Annotated in this window: 17 protein-coding genes; 4 read left to right on the top strand and 13 right to left on the bottom strand. The window is 75.0% G+C overall.

All coding sequences use genetic code 11. The features are described 5' to 3' along the window. The first annotated feature begins 44 nt into the window (after positions 1 to 44). Complete coding sequence (locus tag F8279_RS09645; protein ID WP_225853205.1) at positions 45 to 626, top strand: low molecular weight phosphatase family protein; 582 nt, start codon at positions 45 to 47, stop codon at positions 624 to 626. Here the strand turns inward: F8279_RS09645 and F8279_RS09640 are convergent. After that, complete coding sequence (locus F8279_RS09640; RefSeq protein ID WP_091418023.1) at positions 607 to 2,055, bottom strand: polysaccharide biosynthesis tyrosine autokinase; 1,449 nt, start codon at positions 2,053 to 2,055, stop codon at positions 607 to 609. The genes F8279_RS09645 and F8279_RS09640 overlap by 20 nt on opposite strands. 185 nt (positions 2,056 to 2,240) lie before the next feature. Here F8279_RS09640 and F8279_RS09635 point away from each other — a divergent pair, with 185 nt between their 5' ends. Both F8279_RS09635 and nhaA read left to right on the top strand, forming a co-directional pair. After that, a complete protein-coding gene (locus F8279_RS09635) occupies positions 2,241 to 4,088 on the top strand; it encodes a nucleoside-diphosphate sugar epimerase/dehydratase (protein WP_091418020.1) in 1,848 nt (615 codons plus the stop codon). 162 nt (positions 4,089 to 4,250) lie between these two features. Further along, positions 4,251 to 5,552: a Na+/H+ antiporter NhaA gene (nhaA, locus tag F8279_RS09630; protein ID WP_151499732.1), complete on the top strand. Its 1,302-nt coding sequence runs from the start codon at positions 4,251 to 4,253 to the stop codon at positions 5,550 to 5,552. 52 nt (positions 5,553 to 5,604) lie between these two features. On the opposite strand, the gene F8279_RS09625 is transcribed toward nhaA, so the two are convergent. The 8 genes from F8279_RS09625 to F8279_RS09590 all read right to left on the bottom strand — a co-directional run bounded on the left by F8279_RS09625 (position 5,605) and on the right by F8279_RS09590 (position 12,613). Next, the gene (locus tag F8279_RS09625; protein ID WP_091418011.1) at positions 5,605 to 5,808 is read right to left on the bottom strand and encodes a hypothetical protein; all 204 of its coding nucleotides are present in this window, start codon (positions 5,806 to 5,808) and stop codon (positions 5,605 to 5,607) included. 132 nt (positions 5,809 to 5,940) lie between these two features. Further along, positions 5,941 to 6,528 carry a TMEM165/GDT1 family protein gene (locus F8279_RS09620; RefSeq protein WP_091418007.1) on the bottom strand — a complete coding sequence of 196 codons (588 nt, stop codon included), beginning with the start codon at positions 6,526 to 6,528 and terminating at the stop codon, positions 5,941 to 5,943. 228 nt (positions 6,529 to 6,756) lie between these two features. Next, positions 6,757 to 7,722, bottom strand: coding sequence for an L-histidine N(alpha)-methyltransferase (gene egtD, locus F8279_RS09615; RefSeq protein WP_151499730.1), 966 nt, complete (start codon positions 7,720 to 7,722; stop codon positions 6,757 to 6,759). Beyond that, positions 7,719 to 8,501 carry an ergothioneine biosynthesis protein EgtC gene (egtC, locus tag F8279_RS09610; protein WP_151499728.1) on the bottom strand — a complete coding sequence of 261 codons (783 nt, stop codon included), beginning with the start codon at positions 8,499 to 8,501 and terminating at the stop codon, positions 7,719 to 7,721. Before egtC ends, egtD begins: the two co-directional genes overlap by 4 nt. A 9-nt stretch (positions 8,502 to 8,510) precedes the next feature. After that, positions 8,511 to 9,818, bottom strand: a complete 1,308-nt coding sequence (egtB, locus tag F8279_RS09605) for an ergothioneine biosynthesis protein EgtB (protein ID WP_151499727.1) — start codon at positions 9,816 to 9,818, stop codon at positions 8,511 to 8,513. Continuing rightward, positions 9,815 to 11,050 carry an ergothioneine biosynthesis glutamate--cysteine ligase EgtA gene (gene egtA, locus F8279_RS09600; RefSeq protein WP_151499725.1) on the bottom strand — a complete coding sequence of 412 codons (1,236 nt, stop codon included), beginning with the start codon at positions 11,048 to 11,050 and terminating at the stop codon, positions 9,815 to 9,817. The genes egtB and egtA overlap by 4 nt, the downstream gene beginning before the upstream one ends. Before the next feature lie 155 nt (positions 11,051 to 11,205). Continuing rightward, positions 11,206 to 11,967: a hypothetical protein gene (locus F8279_RS09595; RefSeq protein ID WP_225853209.1), complete on the bottom strand. Its 762-nt coding sequence runs from the start codon at positions 11,965 to 11,967 to the stop codon at positions 11,206 to 11,208. A gap of 19 nt (positions 11,968 to 11,986) precedes the next feature. Then, positions 11,987 to 12,613, bottom strand: coding sequence for an RNA polymerase sigma factor (locus F8279_RS09590; RefSeq protein WP_091417982.1), 627 nt, complete (start codon positions 12,611 to 12,613; stop codon positions 11,987 to 11,989). A gap of 497 nt (positions 12,614 to 13,110) precedes the next feature. Between F8279_RS09590 and F8279_RS09585 the strand changes: the two genes are divergently transcribed. Then, positions 13,111 to 14,496 (top strand): serine/threonine-protein kinase, encoded by a 1,386-nt coding sequence (locus tag F8279_RS09585; RefSeq protein WP_225853204.1) that lies wholly within the window; start codon positions 13,111 to 13,113, stop codon positions 14,494 to 14,496. A gap of 68 nt (positions 14,497 to 14,564) precedes the next feature. On the opposite strand, the gene F8279_RS09580 is transcribed toward F8279_RS09585, so the two are convergent. The 4 genes from F8279_RS09580 to F8279_RS09565 all read right to left on the bottom strand — a co-directional run bounded on the left by F8279_RS09580 (position 14,565) and on the right by F8279_RS09565 (position 19,843). Beyond that, positions 14,565 to 17,045 (bottom strand): ABC transporter permease, encoded by a 2,481-nt coding sequence (locus F8279_RS09580; protein ID WP_151499721.1) that lies wholly within the window; start codon positions 17,043 to 17,045, stop codon positions 14,565 to 14,567. A gap of 5 nt (positions 17,046 to 17,050) precedes the next feature. Continuing rightward, positions 17,051 to 17,815, bottom strand: a complete 765-nt coding sequence (locus F8279_RS09575) for an ABC transporter ATP-binding protein (RefSeq protein WP_151499719.1) — start codon at positions 17,813 to 17,815, stop codon at positions 17,051 to 17,053. Between the two features lie 148 nt (positions 17,816 to 17,963). Continuing rightward, entirely contained in the window at positions 17,964 to 18,629 is a 666-nt protein-coding gene (locus tag F8279_RS09570; protein ID WP_151499718.1) for a response regulator transcription factor, read from the bottom strand. After that, entirely contained in the window at positions 18,626 to 19,843 is a 1,218-nt protein-coding gene (locus tag F8279_RS09565; protein ID WP_151499716.1) for a sensor histidine kinase, read from the bottom strand. Before F8279_RS09565 ends, F8279_RS09570 begins: the two co-directional genes overlap by 4 nt. Positions 19,844 to 19,866 lie beyond the last annotated feature (23 nt).

Genomic DNA, 19,866 nt, shown 5'->3' with positions numbered 1-19,866 from the left:
GCGACTGCCGGAAGAACGCCGTCGCGGCACCCTCCGTCGCGACCGTGCCGACGAGAGGGGTGCAGATGGTCGACGAGGTGCTCTTCGTCTGCCACGCGAACATGTGCCGGTCACCGATGGCGGAGTTCATCGCCCGCCGGATGCTGACCGGCCTGCCGTTGGCGGTGACCAGCGCGGGGACCGACGCGATCGACGGGGCGGCCATGCACCCGTACGCGGTCGAGGTGACCGCGGCCACCGGCGCGGACCCGGCGGCCTTCCGGACCCGCCGGCTGCGCCCGGAACACCTGACCGGGGCGGCGCTGGTGCTGACCGCGACCCGTCGGCAACGCTCGGCCTGCACCGCGCTGGCGCCGGCCGCGCTGACCCGGACGTTCACGCTGCGGCAGTTCGCCCGGCTGGCGGCCGAGGCCCGCCCCGCCGAGGCGGAGGCGGACGCGGGCACGCCGTTGCGGGCGGCGGTGTCGGCCGCGGTCCGCGCCCGGGGGCGGCTCCAACCCGCCGCCCCCGACGCGGAGGACCTGCGCGATCCGATCGGCGGCTCGCCTGCCGACTTCCGGCGCTGCGCCGAGGAGATCGAGCGGTCGATCCGGCCCGTGCTCGCGCTCATCGCGACAGCCGGGTGAGTTCCTGCGTCCGGTCGCCCACGGCCTTCGCGCCCCGGCGGGCGCCGGCCCGGTCGGCCGGCACCGAGGGCGCCGCGGGCGGCACGACCACCTTGTACGCCTCGTACTGGTAGGCGTCCGCCTTGGCCACCTTGGCCATGTTGAGCACGCAGCCGAGCAGGCGCACCGAGACCGAGCTGAGCGCGTGGGCCGCCGCCGCGACCTGGCTGCGGGAGGTACGCCCCTGCTGGGTGACCAGGAGCGCGCCGTCGGCCTGCACGGCCACCACCACGCCGTCGGTGACCGCGAGCAGCGGTGCGGTGTCGATGACCACGATGTCCGCCGAGTCCCGCAGCGCGACCAGCAGGTCCGCCATGGACTTGGAGCCGAGCAGCTCGCTGGGGTTGGGCGGGGTGGCGCCGCTGGGCAGCACCAGCAGGGACTTCTCCCCCCAGCGCTGCACCACGTCACCGACCTGGACGTCGCCGACGAGCACGTCGGTGAGGCCGACGCCGCCGTCGAGCCCGAGGTAGTCGGCGACCTTGGGGCGGCGCAGGTCGGCGTCGATCAGCAGCACCCGCCAGCCGGCCTCGGCCAGCGCGATGGCGGTGTTGCAGGCCATCGTGGTCTTGCCCTCGCCCTGAAGCGCGCTGGTGACCGCGATGACCCGGGCCGGCTCGTGCACGTCCACGAAGCGCAGGTTGGTACGCAGCTTGCGGACCGCCTCGGCCCGGGCCGAGGTGGCCGCGTCGCCGACGATCAGCGGCGCCGAGCGCGCGCCGGTCTCGTAGGGGATCTCGCCGAGCAGCGGACTGCCGGTCACCCGTTGCAGCCCGGCGCCGTCGCGCATCCGGACGTCGGCCACCCCGCGGAGCACGGCCAGGCCGACGCCGAGCAGCAGGCCGAGCAGACCGCCCAGGACCAGGTTGCGGGTGGGCTGCGGGGAGACCGGGTTGGAGGTGACACGGGGACCGCTGACCACCTCGATCTTGATCGGCGGGGACTTTCCGTCCGGCGGCGTCTCGACCTTGCGTACCAGCTCGGTGAACTTCGTCGCGAGCGTCTCGGTCGTCTTCAACGCCCGGGTCTGGTCGGTGTCGGTGATCGTCGCCTTGAGCAGGACCGTGCCCGCCGTGGCGGTGGTGTGGATCCGGCTGCGCACCTGGTCGGCGGTGAGGCCGAGCGGCGCGTCGGCGACCACGCTCTGCGCCAGGCGGTCGCTGGTGAGCAGGTCACCGTAGGACTTCACCCGCTGCTGGAGGAAGAGGCTGCCCTGGTAGGCGTCGGTGACCCCCTGGCTGGGCGTGGTGACGAAGAACGTCACCGAGGCCTCGTACCGAGGCGCCGTCCGGACCGTCACCAGCGCGGCGGTGCCCAGGCCGAGCATCACCGTCACCAGCACGATCCACCAGTGGCGTCGGACCAGGCGCAGGTAGCCGAGAACGTCCATCACGCTCCCCCTCGCGACACGCCGGTCTGCCGATGAAACTGCACGAAAGCCCCCTAAAAACCCCAGTCGCCGTGCCAGGATCGAATCGCCTATTCACGACGTTACGTGACTGGACGACAGTAAACGACCGAACAGGCACAGACGGTCTAATCCTTTCAATACGGATAGGACACAGAGGGCAGCCCATGGATCGTGACGCGATCACAGCCGTTCGACCTCCCGGCCGGATCACCCACCGCGCCGCCACCCTTTCCCTGTTAACGCTGGACACGGCCGCGTGGTGCGGAGGTTTTCTCGGCGCCGCCTGGACGAGGTACGGGTTCGACCTCACCGCCGCCGCCAGCGCCCGCACGCTCGGCCTGGCGCTGGCCTGCGCCGCGCTGTACGCCGCGCTCACGCTGCTGCGGTCCCGGCTCTACGGCCGGTATCCGATCGGCAGCGCCGGCGACGCGCAGGGCCTGGCCGTCACCGTCGCGCTCGTCACCGCCGTCGGTTTCGTCGCCGTCCTGCCGTGGACGCAGCACCCGGTCCCGGCCAGCACGCCGCTGGTCGGTGGCGCGGTGGCGCTCGTGGTGATGGCGGCCGCCCGGGGACTCTGGCGGGCCCACGCCGACCGCCGGCCGCCCGCCGCACGACACGCCGAGCGCTGCCTGATCTACGGGGTGGACGCCGCGAGCGAGCGGCTCGTCCGGGTGCTGCTGCACGACCCGGACAGCAGCTACCGGCCGGTGGGCCTGCTCGACGACGCACCCGACAGCCGCGGCCTGCGGCTGGAGCGGCTGCGCGTGCTCGGCGGCCGGGAGCAGATCGCCGCCGTCGTCCGGGCCACCCGGGCGAGCACCGTCATCTTCTCGATGAGCGGCTCCGACCCGCAGCTGCTGCGCGACGTCCGAACCCGCACGTTGGAGGCCGGGGCGGCGTTCAAGGTCCTGCCACCGGTACGCGAGGTACTCGACCGCCCGGTGGCCGCCACCGACGTACGCGACCTCCAGCTCACCGACCTGCTGGGCCGCGCGCACCGGGTGGCCGAGCTGAGCGTCGAGCGCGGCGGGCTGGCCGGACGCCGGGTGCTCGTCACCGGCGCCGGCGGCTCGATCGGCTCGGAACTGTGCCGCCAGATCGCCCGCTGCGAGCCCGACGAGCTGATGATGCTCGACCGGGACGAGTCCGCGCTGCACGCCTTGCAGATGTCCCTGCACGGGCGCGCGCTGCTGGACGGGCCGGAGCTGATCCTGGCCGACATTCGCGACGCCGAGTGCATCGCCCGGGTGATCGCCGACCGGCAGCCCGACGTGGTGTTCCACGCCGCGGCGCTCAAGCACCTCACGCTGCTCCAGCGCCATCCCGGTGAGGCGATCAAGACCAACATCATGGGTACGCTGAACGTGCTGGAGGCGTGCCGCGACGTCGCCGAGTTCGTGAACATCTCCACCGACAAGGCGGCCAACCCGGAGAGCGTCCTCGGCTACTCCAAGCGGATCACCGAGCGGCTCACCGCGCACCACGCGCAGCGGCTCAACGGCCGGTACCTGAGCGTCCGGTTCGGCAACGTGCTCAGCAGCCGCGGCTCGGTGCTCACCGCGTTCCAGGCGCAGATCCGGGCGGGGGTGCCGATCACCGTCACCCACCCCGACGTGACGCGCTACTTCATGACCGTGCAGGAGGCGGTGCACCTGGTGCTCCAGGCCGCGACGATCGGCCGGGGCGGCGAGGCGCTGGTGCTCGACATGGGCGAGCCGGTACGGATCGCCGACGTGGCACGCCGGCTGGCCGCCGAGGCGGACCGCCCGGTGGAGATCGTCTTCACCGGTCTGCGCCCGGGCGAGAAGCTGCACGAGCACCTGTTCGGCGCCGACGAGGTGGACAGCCGGCCGCTGCACCCGCTGATCTCCCACGTCCCCGTGCCCGAGCTGGACCCGGACGAGGTACGCGGCCTCGACCCGTACGCCGACCCGGACGAGCTGATCAAGCGGATGGCCGCGTTCTGCGACCCGGCCGGGGTGTCCCTGCCGGCGCTGCCCGGGCAACGCTGACCCGCCGGTCGATGGGACGCCCCCACCCAGGTGGTGAGACGGGCGTCCCATCGGCCGGCTCGGCTCGCCGCCGGTGGCGGCGCCCGTTAGGGTTGATCCCGGTGTGCCGGGAAGCCTGGTCGGCGATTGTTCCGCCGACCCCAGCTTCCGAACGGACGCCGCATGCCCCAGCACAACCCGCACCGTTCCCGCCTGCTGTCCCGCCGCTCCTGGCCGGAGGCCCGCTTCCTGGCCGACGTGCTGCGCACCGAGACGGTCGGCGGCGGCCTGCTGCTGCTCGGCGCGGTGCTCGCTCTGATCTGGGCCAACTCACCGTGGCGTGCCGCGTACGCCGAACTGAGCCACTGGGTGCCCTGGCCCGGCGGCGCCGGCCTGCACCTCGACCTCAGCCTGCGCACCTGGGCCGCCGACGGGCTGCTGGCGATCTTCTTCTTCGTGGTCGGGCTGGAACTCAAGCGCGAGTTCGTCGCCGGTGACCTGCGCGACCCCCGGCGGGCCGCGCTGCCCGTGATCGCCGCGCTCGGCGGCATGATCGCGCCCGCGTTGATCTACCTGGCGGTGACACTCGGCGCCGGCGGCGCCGGCCTGCGCGGATGGGCCATCCCCACCGCCACCGACATCGCCTTCGCGCTCGCCGTGCTCGCCGTGGTCAGCTCCCACCTGCCGCAAGGGCTGCGCGCGTTCCTGCTCACCCTCGCGGTGGTCGACGACCTCTTCGCGATCACCATCATCGCGGTGTTCTACACCGCCGACTTCCAGCCGCTGCCGCTGCTCGGCGCACTGCTGCCGATCGCCGCGTTCGGGCTGCTCGTGCAGCGCCGCCGGACCTGGTGGTGGGCGCTGATCCCGCTGGCGGTGACCGCCTGGACGCTGGTGCACGCCTCCGGCGTGCACGCCACCGTGGCGGGCGTGCTGCTCGGCTTCACCGTGCCGGTGCTACGCGGCCGCGACGGCGCGCCCGGCCTGGCCGAGCAGCTGGAGCACCGCTGGCGGCCGGTCTCCGCCGGCCTGGCCGTGCCGGTCTTCGCCTTCTTCGCCGCCGGGGTGACGCTCGTCGGCGTGGACGTGGGCGGCGTGCTGACCAACCCGGTGGTGATCGCGGTGGCCGCCGGGCTGGTGCTCGGCAAGGTGATCGGCGTGTTCGGGTCGACGTACCTGCTCGCCCGGTTCACCCGGGCCGAGCTGGACGAGGAGATCACCTGGGCCGACCTGCTCGGGCTGGCGCTGCTGGCCGGCATCGGCTTCACCGTGTCGCTGCTCATCGGCGAGCTGGCGTTCGGCGCCGGCAGCCCGGAGGAGGACGGCGTCAAGGTGGCCGTGCTGCTCGGCTCGTTGATCTCCGCCCTGCTCGCCTCGGTGGTGCTGGTCCGCCGCAACCGGGTCTACCGGCGGATCAGCGAACGGGAGAGCCGGGACGCCGACGGTGACGGCATCCCGGACGTCTACCAGGAGGGCCCGGCCTGAAGCCGGCGCGGCGGGTGCGACCAGCCGGTCACACCCGCCACGCGGTTACGCCTCAGCTCCGGCGCTCGGCCGGGCGCGGCTCGCGCTTGCGCTCCGGTTCCTCGAGCGCCTCGGCGGCCGGGCCGGTGAGGTCGTCACCGGGCACGGCCACCTGCTCGGCGCGGTCCTGCTCGTCCTCACGCCCGCCCGGCGGCGGTTCCGGCGCGGTGGCGCCCCCGGCGAAGCCGTACTCGTTGGGCTCGTCGTGCCTGCTCATGGGCGGAACCTCCCGGTCGTGCCGATTCGTCCTCCGCCGGGCGGTCACCGCCACGGCGCTCACCCGGGCTACTTACCCACCGGAGCGGTCTCCGATCATCGGGCGCCGCCGCGCCACTCACGTGAGGTCAGCTCAGGTCAGCTCGGAGACCGCCTCGAAGATCAGCCAGAGACCGCAGATGGCGAACAGCACCGCCGCGCCGTAGCGGATGGTCCGCTCCGGCAGGTGCCGGCCGAGCATCCGGCCCACCAGAATCGCCAGCGCGTCCGCGGCCACCATGCCGAGCGTCGACCCGAGCCATGTGCCGAACCAGCCGTACTTGGTGGCCAGCGTGATGGTGGCGAGCATGGTCTTGTCGCCCAGCTCGGCCAGGAAGAACGCCACACCCACGGCGATGACCGCGGACCGGCCGCCGCGCTCGGCCTTGCGCTTCTCCTCCTCGGTCAGCTTGTCACCGCGCAGCGTCCACGCGCCGAAGCCGAGGAACGCCAGACCGGCGACCAGCGAGATCCAGTCGGTGGGCAGGGCGGCGTTCAGGCCGTACCCGATGGCCACCGAGGCCAGGTGGACGACGGCGGTGGCGATCGTGATGCCGATGAGCACCGGCACCGGCTTGAACCGCGTGGCGAACGTCAGTGCCATGAGCTGGGACTTGTCGCCCAGCTCGGCGACGAAGATGACGCCGAAGCTGACCACCAGCGCGACGAGGAAACCCTCCATGTGAACCTTCCCGATCAAGCCGGGAGGAGGAACGGGGGCACCCTCGACCCGGCTGCGACAGCCTGAGTCGAAGGTCTCGCCCGCCCCGGAGACCGGGGCCGCGTGGCCGGATGCGGAACGCACCAGTGTGTCGACCACGACATTGGGGGCTACTCCCCTTCGCGCCGCCCAGCCTAGCCGATCACCGGCAGGCCCGGTCACCGGGTGTGGGCGGGGCCACGGCGGCGCTCAGTCGGCCCGCGCCAGGCTCACCCCGAACAGCCCGTCCGGGTCGGTCCAGAACGCCCGCCGGTCGAACCCGGCAGCGGTCAGCTCGGCCGCGACGCCCTCCGGCCGGAACTTGGCCGACACCTCGGTCCGCAGCTCCTCGCCGGCGGCGAACACCACGTCGGTGTCCAGGACCCGCACCCGGGTCGGATGCTCGGCGCGCAACCGCATCTCGATCCACTCCCGCCGCGGATCCCAGACCGCCACGTGCCGGAACGCGTCGACGTCGAAGTCCGCGCCCAGCTCGCGGTTGATCACCCGGAGCACGTTGCGGTTGAACTCGGCGGTCACGCCCGCCGCGTCGTCGTACGCGGGCACGATCACACCCGGATCCTTGACCAGGTCGGTGCCGACCAGCAGCCAGTCGCCGGTCTCCAGCGCCGCGCGCATCGCGGTGAGGAACTCGGCCCGCTCCGCCGGCAGCAGGTTGCCGATCGTGCCGCCGAGGAACGCCACCAGACGCCGGCCGCCGGTGGGCAACCGGTCCAGGTGACGGGTGAAGTCGCCGACGATCCCCCGCACCCGAAGCCCCGGGTACGCGGCCGCGATCTGCTCGGTGGACGACCGCAACGCGCTCACCGAGACGTCCAGCGGCACGAACGTGCCCAGGTCACCGTGGCGGGTGAACGCGTCGAGCAGCAGCCGCGTCTTCTCCGACGAGCCCGACCCCAGCTCGATCAGCGTCTTCGCGCCGGTCATCGCCGCGACGTCGTCCGCGTGCGCGGCCAGCACCGCCCGCTCGGCCCGGGTCGGGTAGTACTCCGGCAGACGGGTGATCTCCTCGAACAGCTCGCTTCCCCGGGCGTCGTAGAACCACTTCGGCGGCAGCCACTTCGGCGTCGCGGCCAGCCCGACCCGTACGTCCTCCCGCAACCCGCGGTCGAGGTCCTGCTGCTCCAAGTGGATCTCCAGCGGCTCCGCGCTCATCGGGTGTCCTCTCTCGCGGTGGGTACGGATCGTCGGGCGGCGGTCGTCTCCCGCACGTCGAGCCCGCCCGTGGTCGCCACCACGAGCCGGCCGTCCGGCACGGCCCGCCAGGCCGGATCGTCGTCGAACGGTTCGGACGCCAGCAGCACCGAGTCCGGGCCGCGGCGCACCGACAGCGCGTGCCCGGCCGTGCTCGCCACCACCGTCGTACCGTCGGTGAGCAGCAGGTTCAGCCGCGATCCGGGAGCGGCGGCGGCGACCGCCGCGACGGTGTCCGCCACCGCCTCGTCCGGCGGCGCGCCGGCTCGCAACCGGTGCCGGACCAACGCCCACAGCAGCGCCGAGTCGGTCGGCACGTCGAGCGTGACGAGGTCGCGGACGGGCAGGCCGGCCGCGAGCGGGACCAGGCTGTCCGGCCAGCCCTTCACCACGCCGTTGTGGCTGAACAGCCACCGCCCCTCGGCGAAGGGCGCCGCGGCGGTCTCGTGCAGCGGCATGCCGACCGTGGCGGAGCGGACCGCGGCCAGCACCGCCCGCACCCGCGTCACGGCGGCCAGCTCCGGCAGCGTGGTGTCGCTCCACATCGGCTGGGCCCGCCGGTAGCGGACCGGGTCGCCGTCGTCCGGGTACCAGGCGACGCCGAAGCCGTCGGCGTTTATCGTGCCGCCGCCGCGCATGTCACGCGGCGCCCACGACTGGCGCAGCAGCCCGTACGGCGGGTCGAACAGCAGGCTGTGCAGGAGCACAGGTGGACCGAGGTACGCGAGGTGACGGCACATCGGGCCGGCTCACTCCTCCGGGCCGGCGTCACGGGCGCAGCGGAACCCGCTGAAGATCTGCCGCCGGATCGGGTAGTCCCAGTTGCGGAACGTGCCCCGGCAGGCGGACCGGTCGGTGCCGAACGAGCCGCCGCGCAGCACCCGGTGGTCGTCGCCGAAGAAGACCTCCGAGTACTCCCGGTAGGGGAAGGCGGTGAAGCCCGGGTGGCCCCGGAACGGCGAGGAGGTCCACTCCCAGACGTCGCCCACGAGCTGGTGCACGCCCAGCGGCGAGGCTCCGGCCGGGTACGCGCCCACCGGCGCCGGCCACAGGTGCCGCTGGCCCAGGTTGGCGTGCTCGGTGGTCGGGTCGTCGTCACCCCAGGGGTAGCGGCGGGATCGGCCGGTCGCCGGATCCCAGCGGGCCGCCTTCTCCCACTCCGCCTCCGTGGGCAGCCGCTTGCCGGCCCACGCCGCGTACGCCTGCGCCTCGTACCAGCAGACGTGCACCACCGGCTCGTCGTCGCGTACCGCCGACCAGCGGCCGAACCGGCGGTACGCCCAGCCGTCCCCGTCGCGCCGCCAGTGCATCGGCGCGCTCAGGTCCGCCTCGACGCGGTGCCGCCAGCCCGCCTCGCTCCACCAGCGCGGCTCGTCGTACCCGCCGTCGGCGATGAACGCCCGGTACTGCCCGTTCGTCACCGGCGCGGCGTCGATGAGGTACGCCGGCAGGTCGACGGTGTGAGCCGGGCGCTCGTTGTCCAGCGCCCACGGGTCGGTGGACGTGCCCATGGTGAACGGCCCGGCCGGCACCCGCACCTCCCCGCCGACCCGGGCCCGTGGCTCCGGCGGGGGCGGCGCGTCGAGCACCGGGGCGCCGGCGCGCAGCTGGTGGGTGGCGAGCATGGTCTCGTCGTGCTGCTGCTCGTGCTGCACGATCATGCCGAACGCGAACCCGTCGGCGACGAGGGGACGCTCGGTGAAGCGGATGCCGTCGAGCAGGTCGAACACCTTGTCCCGCACCGTACGCACGTACGCGCGGGCCTCGGCCGGCGGTAGCAGCGGCAGCGCCGGCCGGTCCTTGCGTGGCTGCTTGAACGCGTCGTAGAGGTCGTCGATGTCGTGGCGCACCGGGTCGCGGCCGCCGACGTCGCGGACCAGCCACAGCTCTTCCTGGTTGCCGACGTGCGCCAGGTCCCAGACCAGCGGCGACATCAGCGTGGAGTGCTGCCGGACCAGGTCGTCGTCGTCCACCGCGTCGGTCAGCAGCGCGGTACGGGCCCGGGTGCGCTCCAGCTCCGCGGCGATGCGGTCGCGTAGTCGCTCGGTGGTGGTCACCGGTGTCCCCTCTCCGCGGCGGCGCGGTGCCGCCGGATCGCTCGCTGGGTCTCGTCGTGGATGCCGGCCGGCAGTTCGAGCCGGGGCAGGGCCGTCAGGGCCAGGTCGAACAGCGCCGCCGCGGCGGTCGCCAGCGGGCGCTCGGCCAGCCCGCACCGGGCCGCCGCGCGCCACCGGTCGGCGACCGGAGCAGCAGCCGCCAGCGCGTCCCGGGTGGTCGCCGGGTCGGCGAAGATCGCCGCCAGCACCGCCAGCGGCACGGTCCACTCCGGGCCGGGCTGGGTGTCCAGGTAGCGCAGCTCCAGGTAGCCGCGCGGGCGTACCGGCGGGAACAGCGTGCTGAGGTGGTATTCCAGGTCGTCGGTGGTGGGCGGGCGGGGCAGCGCCCCGGCCAGCCAGTCGGCGAACGTGACACCGGGCGGCGCGGTCCAGTCCGGGCCGTCGCCGCGTACGCAGAGCAGCGGCGCGGCGAGCGCGTACCCGGTCCAGGCCGCCACCGGGTCCTCGTCGGCGCGCTCGGGCGACCAGACCGGACGCGTCCGGGCCGGGTCGATGGCCAGCCAGGTGGCCATCCGGGCGGAGGCCCAGCCGGTGCGGCGCCCCGCGTGCCGGTCGGCGGTGGCGAAGGCGGCGAGCAGCGGCGGGCCGACGGCGTGCGCGGCGGCCCACCGCTGCGCCAGATGGCCCGGCTCGCCCGCGTCCAGGCAGACCTGGAGGCCGGCGGTGCTGTACATCATCGCCCGTCCCGCCGGGCCACGGCGGTCGAAGGCACACCGCATGGCCCGGTAGCGCGGGGTCTCCACGACGGGCTGGGGAAGGCGCCAGGGGTCGATGCCGCTGCGGCCGAGCACCAGGCCGGCGGCGTCCAGCCGGGCCCGCAGCTCGGCGACGTCCGCCTCGGTGGCGAGGATGAGCGCGGCGACCGACGATCGCGGTGTCGCGGAGATCTCCACCTGCCCGCCGGGCTCCACGGTCACGGCGCCGCCGCGCCGGAGCTCGTCGGCCGGGCTGGTGGGGTCGAGGGCCACGGGGCTGTGCCGCCCCAGCGCCTCGCGTAGTCGCTCGCGGTCGACCGGCTGGGCCGGGTCCGCGGCGTCGTGCACGGTCCACTCCAGTTCGACGCCGACGAGTGCGGGTGGCCCGGTCTTGAAGCAGATCCGGGCCAGGTGGCCCCGGGCCGCCTCCTCGTCCCCCAGGACGACTGCCCGGTCCAGATCCGGCGACATCACCATGGGACGGCTCCTCCTCGGCGATGGGCGACGACGTCGTCGCGACGCGCCCGGCCGGGACGGCACGGGACGCCGCCCAACCATCCTCTGTCTAGCAGACGAGATCCGCTTGCCCGGAGAGATGAAATTTTGTCCGGAATCTGATTGCGCCGAGGCGTTCAGTCGTCCGTCCGCGGACCCGGGCGCTCGGGCTCCGGCTCGTCGTCCGGGCCCTCCGCCGGCGCGTCGACCAGGTTCCGGCAGTAGCTCTCCACCTGCTCGGGGCCGCCCGCGGCGGCCACCAGGTCGGCGAAGCCCGGCGTGGTGAGCGCCTTCTCCCGCTGCCGTTCCGGCTTGGCCAGGTAGGCGCGGCAGTGGCCGGCCATCCGGCCGCTGGTGGCCGGGGGCGCGGGTGGCCCGGCCTCGGCGCTCGGCGTCCCGGACGACGCCGGGGTCGGCGCCGGTGGCGACGCCGCGCCGGACGCGTCGCCGGCCGGGGTGCTCGGCGCCGGCCGCGACGGCCCGGTGACGCCGGGGCCGGTGCCGGTCGGTCCGGCGCCGGTGGGTCCGGCCGTCGTCGCGGGCGGGACCACCGGCTCGGGAGGGCGGTCCAGGCGCACGGCGGCGAACGCCACCCCGGCGACCGCGGTGGCGGCCAGCCCGGACAGCGCGGCGGCGATCCGCAGGCGCCGGCGCGGGCGCGGCGCGGCCACCGCCGCCGCCGTCGGGGCCGTCCCGTCCGTGGCGCGGGCCGCCCGGAAGGCGGCGAGCGCCCGCTCCTCCCCGGCGACCTCGCCGGGGGCCGCCGGTCCGGCGGCGGCGGACAGCAGCCGGGTCAGCGGGTCGGCGTCGGCCCCCGGCGGCGTGCCGGCGCGCGCCGCGTCGAGCAGGCGGTCGGATTCCGCCCGGTCGGCGGGCCCGCCGGACCGGCGAGCGTGCATGCCGTCGTCTCCCCTCACGTCAGCCCTCCGCCGGCTCGGCCTCGGGCGCGTGCGGCACCTGGCGGTCGGTACGGGGACGCGGCGCGACGGCGTCCCGGACGTCGTCCGACGCCGCCGAGCGCTCCAGCAGCGCGGCCAGCCGGCGCAGGCCCCGGTGCGCGGCGGTACGAACCGCGCCGGCCCGCCGGCCCAGCACCCGTCCGGCCGTCTCCGCGTCCAGGCCGATGACGGCCCGCAGCATCACCGCCTCGGCCTCGGCCGGCGGCAGCGTACGGATCAGCGCCAACGCGCTCTCGGTGGCGATCGCCTCACCGGCCCGGTCGGCGGTGTCGACGTCGGCGGCCAGGTCGTTGAGCGCCTGCAGGGGCACCGGCACGGAGGGACGCCGCCGCTGCCGGCGCAGATGGTCCATGGCTCGGTTGCGGGCGATCGTGACCACCCAGGCGCGGAACTCGCCGCCGGTGAACGACGGCAGGTCGCGCGAGATCTGGAGCCACGCCTCCGAGGCCACGTCCTCGGCGTCGGCACCGACGAGGGCGGTCAGGTAGCGCAGCAGCGCGGGTTGCAGGCTGCGGTAGAGGAAACGGAACGCCTCCTCGTCGCCCGCCTGCGCCCCGGCGACCGCCTCGTTCAGCTCGGCCGTCACGCTTGCCGTCCCGTGACGGCCCGACGCCGGGCGTCGACGGGTGCCGACCACACCGCCATCCGCACTCGGCCCCCCGGTGAGCTGATCAGGCACGCGCACGAGCGTGCGGTGCGCCTTGGACACTGCCGCGCGGCACGGGCGTCGGCGGGACATACCGTACCGGCGACCCGGGGCGGCCGGGAGTCGGGCCGACTCCGGGAGGGACCGAGTGCTTCGGCAAGCCGTCGGAGGCGGGGAAAACAGAGAGAAATGTCTAGCCCCGCCATCGGCGTGTCGGGGTAACGCTCAGGGCGGTCGCGACGCTCCCCCGGATGGATCACCGCCGGCACGGCGGACCGCGAGCGCGGGGGCGCATGACTTTCTGGCCGATCGTACCGGGTCGATCACGATCAGCCGATCGGCGTCCCGGCTGCCGGGCACCCGGCCGTTCGGGCCGGCGGAGCCGGACGCGGATATCGCGGGAAATACTTCGCGCCTGCTGTGGGTACGGTATGGGGGTGCTGTCCTCAGACGTCGTACTCAGCGGTCGGTACCGCCTGGATGACCGTGTCGCCACCGGCGGCATGGGCGACGTCTGGCGTGCCACCGACCTGGTCCTCGGTCGTCCGGTCGCGGTGAAGGTGCTGCTTCCCGCCCTGGTGTCCGACCCCGACTTCATCGCCCGGTTCCGTTCCGAGGCCCGGATCATGGCCTCGCTGCGCCACCCCGGCGTGGTCCAGGTCTTCGACTGCGGTGAGGACGACCTGCCCAGCGGCGGCCGGGCCGACTACCTGGTGATGGAGTTCGTCGCCGGCGAGCCGCTGTCGCGGCGGATCGAAACCGCCGGGCAGCTCGAGGTCGCCGAGACGATGTCGATCGTGGCCCAGGTGGCGCAGGCGCTGCACGCGGCGCACGACCGGGGCATCGTCCACCGGGACGTGAAGCCGAGCAACCTGCTCGTGCAGGACGACGGCACCGTGGTCCTGGTCGACTTCGGGGTGGCCCGCTCGACCAACGTCACGAGCATCACCAGCACGAACGCGGTGCCCGGCACCGCCCTCTACATGGCGCCGGAGCAGGCCGCCGGCCGGCCCGTCTCGGGTGCCACCGACGTGTACGCGCTCGGCGCCGTCGCGTACTGCTGCCTCACCGGCAGCCCGCCGTTCACCGGCGACAACCCCCTCCAGGTGGCCGTACGCCATCTCGACGACGAGCCGCCGGAGCTGCCGGCGGATATCCCGGCGTCGGTGCGGGAACTGGTGTCGCGGGCGCTGGCGAAGGATCCGGCCGACCGCTACCCGAGCGCGGCGGCGATGGCCGACGCGGCGCGGGCCGCGCGTACCGACTCGCCGACGGCGACCGTGGCGCTGCGTGGCGCGGCGGGTACGGCGCGGTCGCGGGACGACCAGCCGGCGGTCCGCCCGGGCGCCGCGGTGGCGACGTCGCGGCGGCGGGGCCGGCGCGGCACGCTCGTCGGGGCGCTCGGCGCGGTGCTGGTGGCGATGGGCGCGCTGGGCGCGCTGGTGGCGGCCGCGAACGACACGGCCGAACCCGCTACGAAGATCGACAAGACGGCGCCCGCGGTGGCGCCGAGCGACCAGGCCGCCGAGCCGGTCGCCGACGAGCCGTCGGCGGACGACGACTACTACACCTACCGCCCGGCCGGTCCGGGCGGCCGGCCGTCGGCCACGCCCTCGGTGACGCCGAGCGCCTCGGCGATCCCGTCGGCGCAGCCGAGCGTGACTGACGAGCCCGCCCCGACGGACGAGCCGAGCAGCACGCCGTCCAGCGCGCCGACGACGACGGCACCCACCACGGCGCCGGCGCCGGACCCGACCACCGCCGACCCCGGCACCGGCACCGGCGGCGGAGACACCGGCGGGCAGCCGGTCACCCAGCCCTGACCCTCGGCACCCACGAGCCGGCCCCGCCCACGGCGGAGCCGGCTCGTCCGTGTCCGGACCGAGGCGGGTCAGTCCGCGCCGAGCGACGCCACCACCGGCCGGGACAGGGCGCGGCGGGCCGGCAGGACCGAGGCGAGCAGCGCGGCCACCACCGACACCGCGACGATCAGCCCGATCCGTCCCCAGGGCAGCACCAGCGTGAAGTCACCGCCGATGCGGGCCACCACGGCCGTCGCCCCGGCCGCCGTCCCGGTGCCGAGCGCGATGCCGAGCAGCGTGCCGACGAGCGCGGTGAGCACCGCCTCGACCGCGAGCACGCCCCGCATCCCGGCCCGGCTGAGGCCGACCGCGCGCAGCACCGCGGTCTCCCGGGTGCGTTCCACCACGGACAGACTGAGCGTGTTGGCGACCCCGACCAGCGAGATCACCACGGCCAGGCCGAGCAGCGCGGTGACGAACCCCAGCACCAGGTCGACCGTGCCGGTGAGCATCTTCTTGTACGCGGCCTGGTCCATCACGTTCACCGTCGGGTATCGGGCCAGCACCGACTCGACAGCCCTCCGGGCCGCGTCGACGCTCACCCCGGCGGCCGGGTCCACCTCGGCCAGGTAGCCGCGCTCGGCGGGGAACAGGGCGCTGAAGTCGGCGTCCAGCACGTCCACCAGGTGACCGGCGGGCACCGGGCTGCCGGCCAGCACCGGCTCCTCGTCGGCCACCACCGCGGCGACCCGGAACGGCCGCCCGGCGAGGGTGATCGTGGAGCCGGCCGCCCAGCCCCGGTCCGCGGCCAGTTCGCGGTGCACCAGCACCGACCCCGGCCCCAGGTCCGCCGGGTCACCGGCGTCCACGGCGGACAGCGTCCGCCGGACCAGCGCCGGATGCGCGGCGCGCAGCTGCACGTCGCCGACCACCCGGCTGCGCTGCTCGTGCACCACACCCAGCTCCGGGCGGGCGGCCAGGTCGTCGGCGAGCGTGGCCGGCAGGTCACCGCCGATGCCGGTGACCAGGAAGTCCACGCCGATCCGCGCGTCCACCGCGCGTTCGATGCCGGACTTGACGCTCGCCGCGCCGACCACGAAGGCCGAGACCAGCCCGATGCCGATCACCATGGCCGTCGCGGTCGCGGCGACCCGGCGCGGGTTGCGCACCGCGTTCGACACGGCCAGCCCGCCGGTCGCGCCGAACGCCGCGCGGAACGGCCCGCCGAGCACCCGTACCAGCGCCGGCACCAGCACCGGGCCGAACGCCACGATGCCGCCGAAGGCCAGCAACCCGCCGGCCGCGACCAGCACCACCTGACCGGTGGCCCCGGCGCCGGCCAGCGCCGCCACACCGGCGGCGAGCGCCAGCGCGCCGACCGCCAGCCGGAGCCGCCCGGCCGGGCGGACCGGGTTGATCGCCGCGTCGGTGAGCGCGGCCACCGGGGCGACCCGCGTGCCCTGCCAGGCCGGCAACGCGGCCGATGCCACGGTGAGCAGCGTCCCCAGCCCCAGCGAGACCAGCAGCGTACGCGGGGTCAGGGTGAGTCCGCCGCCGAGCGGCGCCCCCGTGCCGGCGAGCAGGAGGCCGAGGCCCCCGGCCACCGCCGCGCCGGCCAGCACCCCGGCCGCGGAGGCGAGCAGGCCGGTCACCGCCGCCTCGGACAGCGTGGCCCGGTAGATCTGACCCCGGGTGGCGCCGACCAGGCGCAGCAGCGCGGTACGCCGGGAGCGCTGGGCGAGCACGATGGCGAAGGTGTTGGCGATCACGAAGCCGGCCACCACCACCGCCACCGCCGCGAACGTGCCCAGCAGCATCCCGAACTGCCGCAGGTCGCGTACCGCGTCGTCGACGGCCGCGTCGAGGACGGCGTCCCGGTCCCGGACCGTCACGTCCGGCCCCACCACGGCGCGGACCCGGTCGGCGAGCGCCGCCGCGTCCACTCCGGGCCGCGCCGCCACCATGATCCGGCCATAGCCCTTCTCGCCGCTGACGGTGAGCGCGTCCGGGCCGGTCAGCCCGATGTACGGGCCACCGACGTCGCGGGAGCTGCCGTCCACGTCGACGGTGCCGACCAGGGTGAACGGGCGGGCCGCACCGTCCCGCCCGCCGATCGACACCGGGCCGCCCACCGTGAAGCGCTGCTCGGCGACGGTCTCGTCGTCCAGCACCACCTCGCCGGGGCGCTGTGGCAGCCGCCCGGTCACCACGTCGTAGGACTGGAGGTCCGCCTCGGTCGGGATCGCGGCGAGCACCGCGTACCCGAGCACGGGACGGCCGTCGGCGCCGACCACCCCGGCGGAGCCGGTCAGCTCGCCCGCGGCGGCGGCCACCCCGTCGACGGCGCGTACCCGGTCCACGAGCGCCGGGGGCAGCGGGTCGGTCTCGGCGTACGCGGCCACGTCGGTGTGTCGGTCGAACTCACCGGCCCGCTCGTACGCCCCGGCGCGCATGCCGTCGATGAACATCAGCGTGCCGGCGACGAACGCGACGCCGAGCACGACGGCCAGCGAGGACAGCAGCAGGCGCAGGCCGTCGGCGCGGACCTGGCGCAGGGTCAGGCGCAGCATGCCGCTCACCGCCCCGCCGGGGCCGCGGCCGGGTCGAGCCGGCTCAGCGCGTCCCGGACGTCGCCGACGGTCGGCTCGTGCAGCTCGTCGACCAGCCGGCCGTCGGCGAGGAAGACCACCCGGTCGGCGTGCGCGGCGGCGGCCGGGTCGTGGGTCACCATGACGACGGTCTGGCCGAGCGTGTCCACCGCCTCGCGCAGCAGTCGCAGCACCTCCGCGCCGGAGCGCGAGTCGAGGTTGCCGGTCGGCTCGTCGGCGAAGATCACCCACGGCCGGGTGATCAGCGCGCGAGCCACCGCGACGCGCTGCTGCTGCCCGCCGGACAACTCCGCCGGACGGTGCCCGAGGCGGTCGGTCAGGCCCACCGCGGCGACCACCTGACGCAGCCACGTCGCGTCCGGCCGGCGGCCGGCGATCGCCAGCGGAAGGACGACGTTCTCCTCGGCGGTGAGCGTGGGCAGCAGGTTGAACTTCTGGAAGACGAAACCGATCCGGTCCCGGCGCAGCCGGGTGAGCCGCCGGTCGTCGAGACGCGTCAGGTCGGCGTCACCGATGTGGACCGCCCCGGCGGTCGGCCGGTCGAGGCCGGCGAGGCAGTGCAGCAGCGTGGACTTGCCGGAGCCGGACGGGCCCATGACGGCGGTGAACCGGGCGGCGGCCAGGTCGAGGTCGACGCCGTCGAGCGCGACGACGCGGGACTGCCCGGCGCCGTACTCCTTGCGCAGCGCGCGGGCGGCGAGGGCGACGCCTGTGGTCGGTGTTGCGGTCACGGTGGTGCTCCTGTCGGACACGGTCTGAAGACCCTTCCGACGCTAGGTCCGGCACCCGCTGGTTGATCTCCACCTGCGCGCTCGGCCTCGGTGCGACCACGGTCGTCCCCCACCGGGGGAACCCGTACGACCTGAGACGTACGACCGGTCAGCCGCCGGGCGTGATCAGGCCACTCTCGTACGCCAGCACCACCGCCTGGACCCGGTCACGGAGCTGGAGCTTGGCCAGGATCCGGCCCACGTGTGTCTTCACCGTCGCCTCCGCGACGTGCGCCCGGGCGGCGATCTCGGCGTTGGAGAGCCCCTGTGCCACCAGCAGCAGCACCTCGCGCTCCCGCTCGGTGAGCTGCGCCAGCCGGGGGTCCGCCGCCGGCGCGGGGCCGAGCTGCCCGGCGAACCGGTCGAGCAGCCGCCGGGTGATCGACGGGGCCACCACCGAGTCGCCCTGTGCCACCACCCGGATCGCGGCCATGAGCTCCTCCGGCGGCACGTTCTTGAGCAGGAACCCGCTCGCGCCCGCGCGCAGCGCGGCGAACGCGTCGGCCTCGGTGTCGAACGTGGTGAGCACCAGCACGCGCGGGCCGCCTCCGGCCGAACGGGCACAGATCCGCCGGGTCGCCTCCACCCCGTCCATGGTGGGCATCCGCAGGTCCATCACCACCACGTCGGCCTCGACCCGGTTCAGCACCCGCAGCGCGTCCGCGCCGTCGATGGCCTCGCCGACCACCTGCAGGTCCGGCTGGGAGTCGAGCACCATCCGGAACCCGGCACGCACCAGCGCCTGGTCGTCGACGATCATCACCCGCACGGTCACGCCGCCGCGCTCCCTTCCTCGATGCCGGCCGCCGCCGGCAGTGGCAGCCGCGCCTGTACCCGCCAGCCACCGGCGAGTGCGGGGCCGGCGGCGAGGCTGCCGTCGTACACCCCGACCCGTTCCCGCATGCCGACCAGGCCGTGCCCGCCGGACGGCGCCGGGCGGACCGCCGGTCGGCCGCCACCGTCGTCCACCGCGCGGACCACGACGGTGTCCGCGCCCCAGTCCAGCGTCAGCTCCACCGACGCGCCGACGCCCGCGTGCTTGAGCGCGTTGGTCAGGCTCTCCTGCACCACCCGGTAGACGGTCAGCTCCAGGCCGGGCGGCAGCGCCCGCGGGGCGCCGACGCCGCCGCAGGTGATCCGCAGCCCGGCGGCGCGGAACCGGTCGAGCAACGCGGGCAGCTCCACCAGCGCGGGTCGCCGGTGCGCCGGCTCGGCGGATGGCTCGTCCACCGCCGGCGGCGACTCCGGGCGGTCGGGTTCCCGGAGTACGCCGACCAGCCGCCGCATGTCCTCCAGCGCCTGCCGGCCGGTGTCCGCCACGACCTTGGCCGCCTCCCGGGCGGTGGCCGGGTCCCGGTCCAGGGTGAACCGAACCCCGTCCGCCTGCACGATCATCACGGCCATGCTGTGGGCGACCACGTCGTGCAGCTCACGGGCGATGCGGGTGCGTTCCTCGGCGACGGCGGCGCGCGCCTCCGCCTCCCGTTCCCGCTCCAGCGTGGCGGCACGCTCCTCCAGGCTGACCACGTAGAGCCGGCGGGTCCGCAGGTTCAGCCCGGCCAGCCAGACCGCGCCGACGATCAGGGTGTAGAAGAACGCGCCCATCCACCAGGGCGCGGCGCCGGGCGACTGGAGCGCGGCGAGCACCCCGCCGATCACGGCGACGACCCCGGCCACGATGCCGTCGCGGAGCCGATCGGCGTACTTGACCACGCTGTAGAGGGCGATCAGCACGGAGATGTCGTAGCTGAGCGGACCCCAGCCGGCGATCACCTGGACCAGCGCGAGCGCGGCCACCAGGGCGCCCACCGCCGACGGGTGGGTACGCCGGAAGAACAGCACCGCCGCCATCGCCAGGCCGACCGCGCACGCCGCGAGCCCGGTCTGCCCGGCGAGGTACCCGGACAGCGCGAAGAACACGACGAGCCCGCAGACGGCGGCGTCGAACGCGAGGCCCCGCAGCGGACGACCGAGGATCAGGCGGTTCACGACCCCCCAGCCTAGGCCCGCCC

It is taken from the genome of Micromonospora sp. AMSO1212t (assembly GCF_008868145.1).
In the GTDB taxonomy this organism is placed as follows: Bacteria; Actinomycetota; Actinomycetes; order Mycobacteriales; family Micromonosporaceae; genus Micromonospora; species Micromonospora tulbaghiae.
This window is presented reverse-complemented; position numbering and strand designations above follow the sequence as displayed.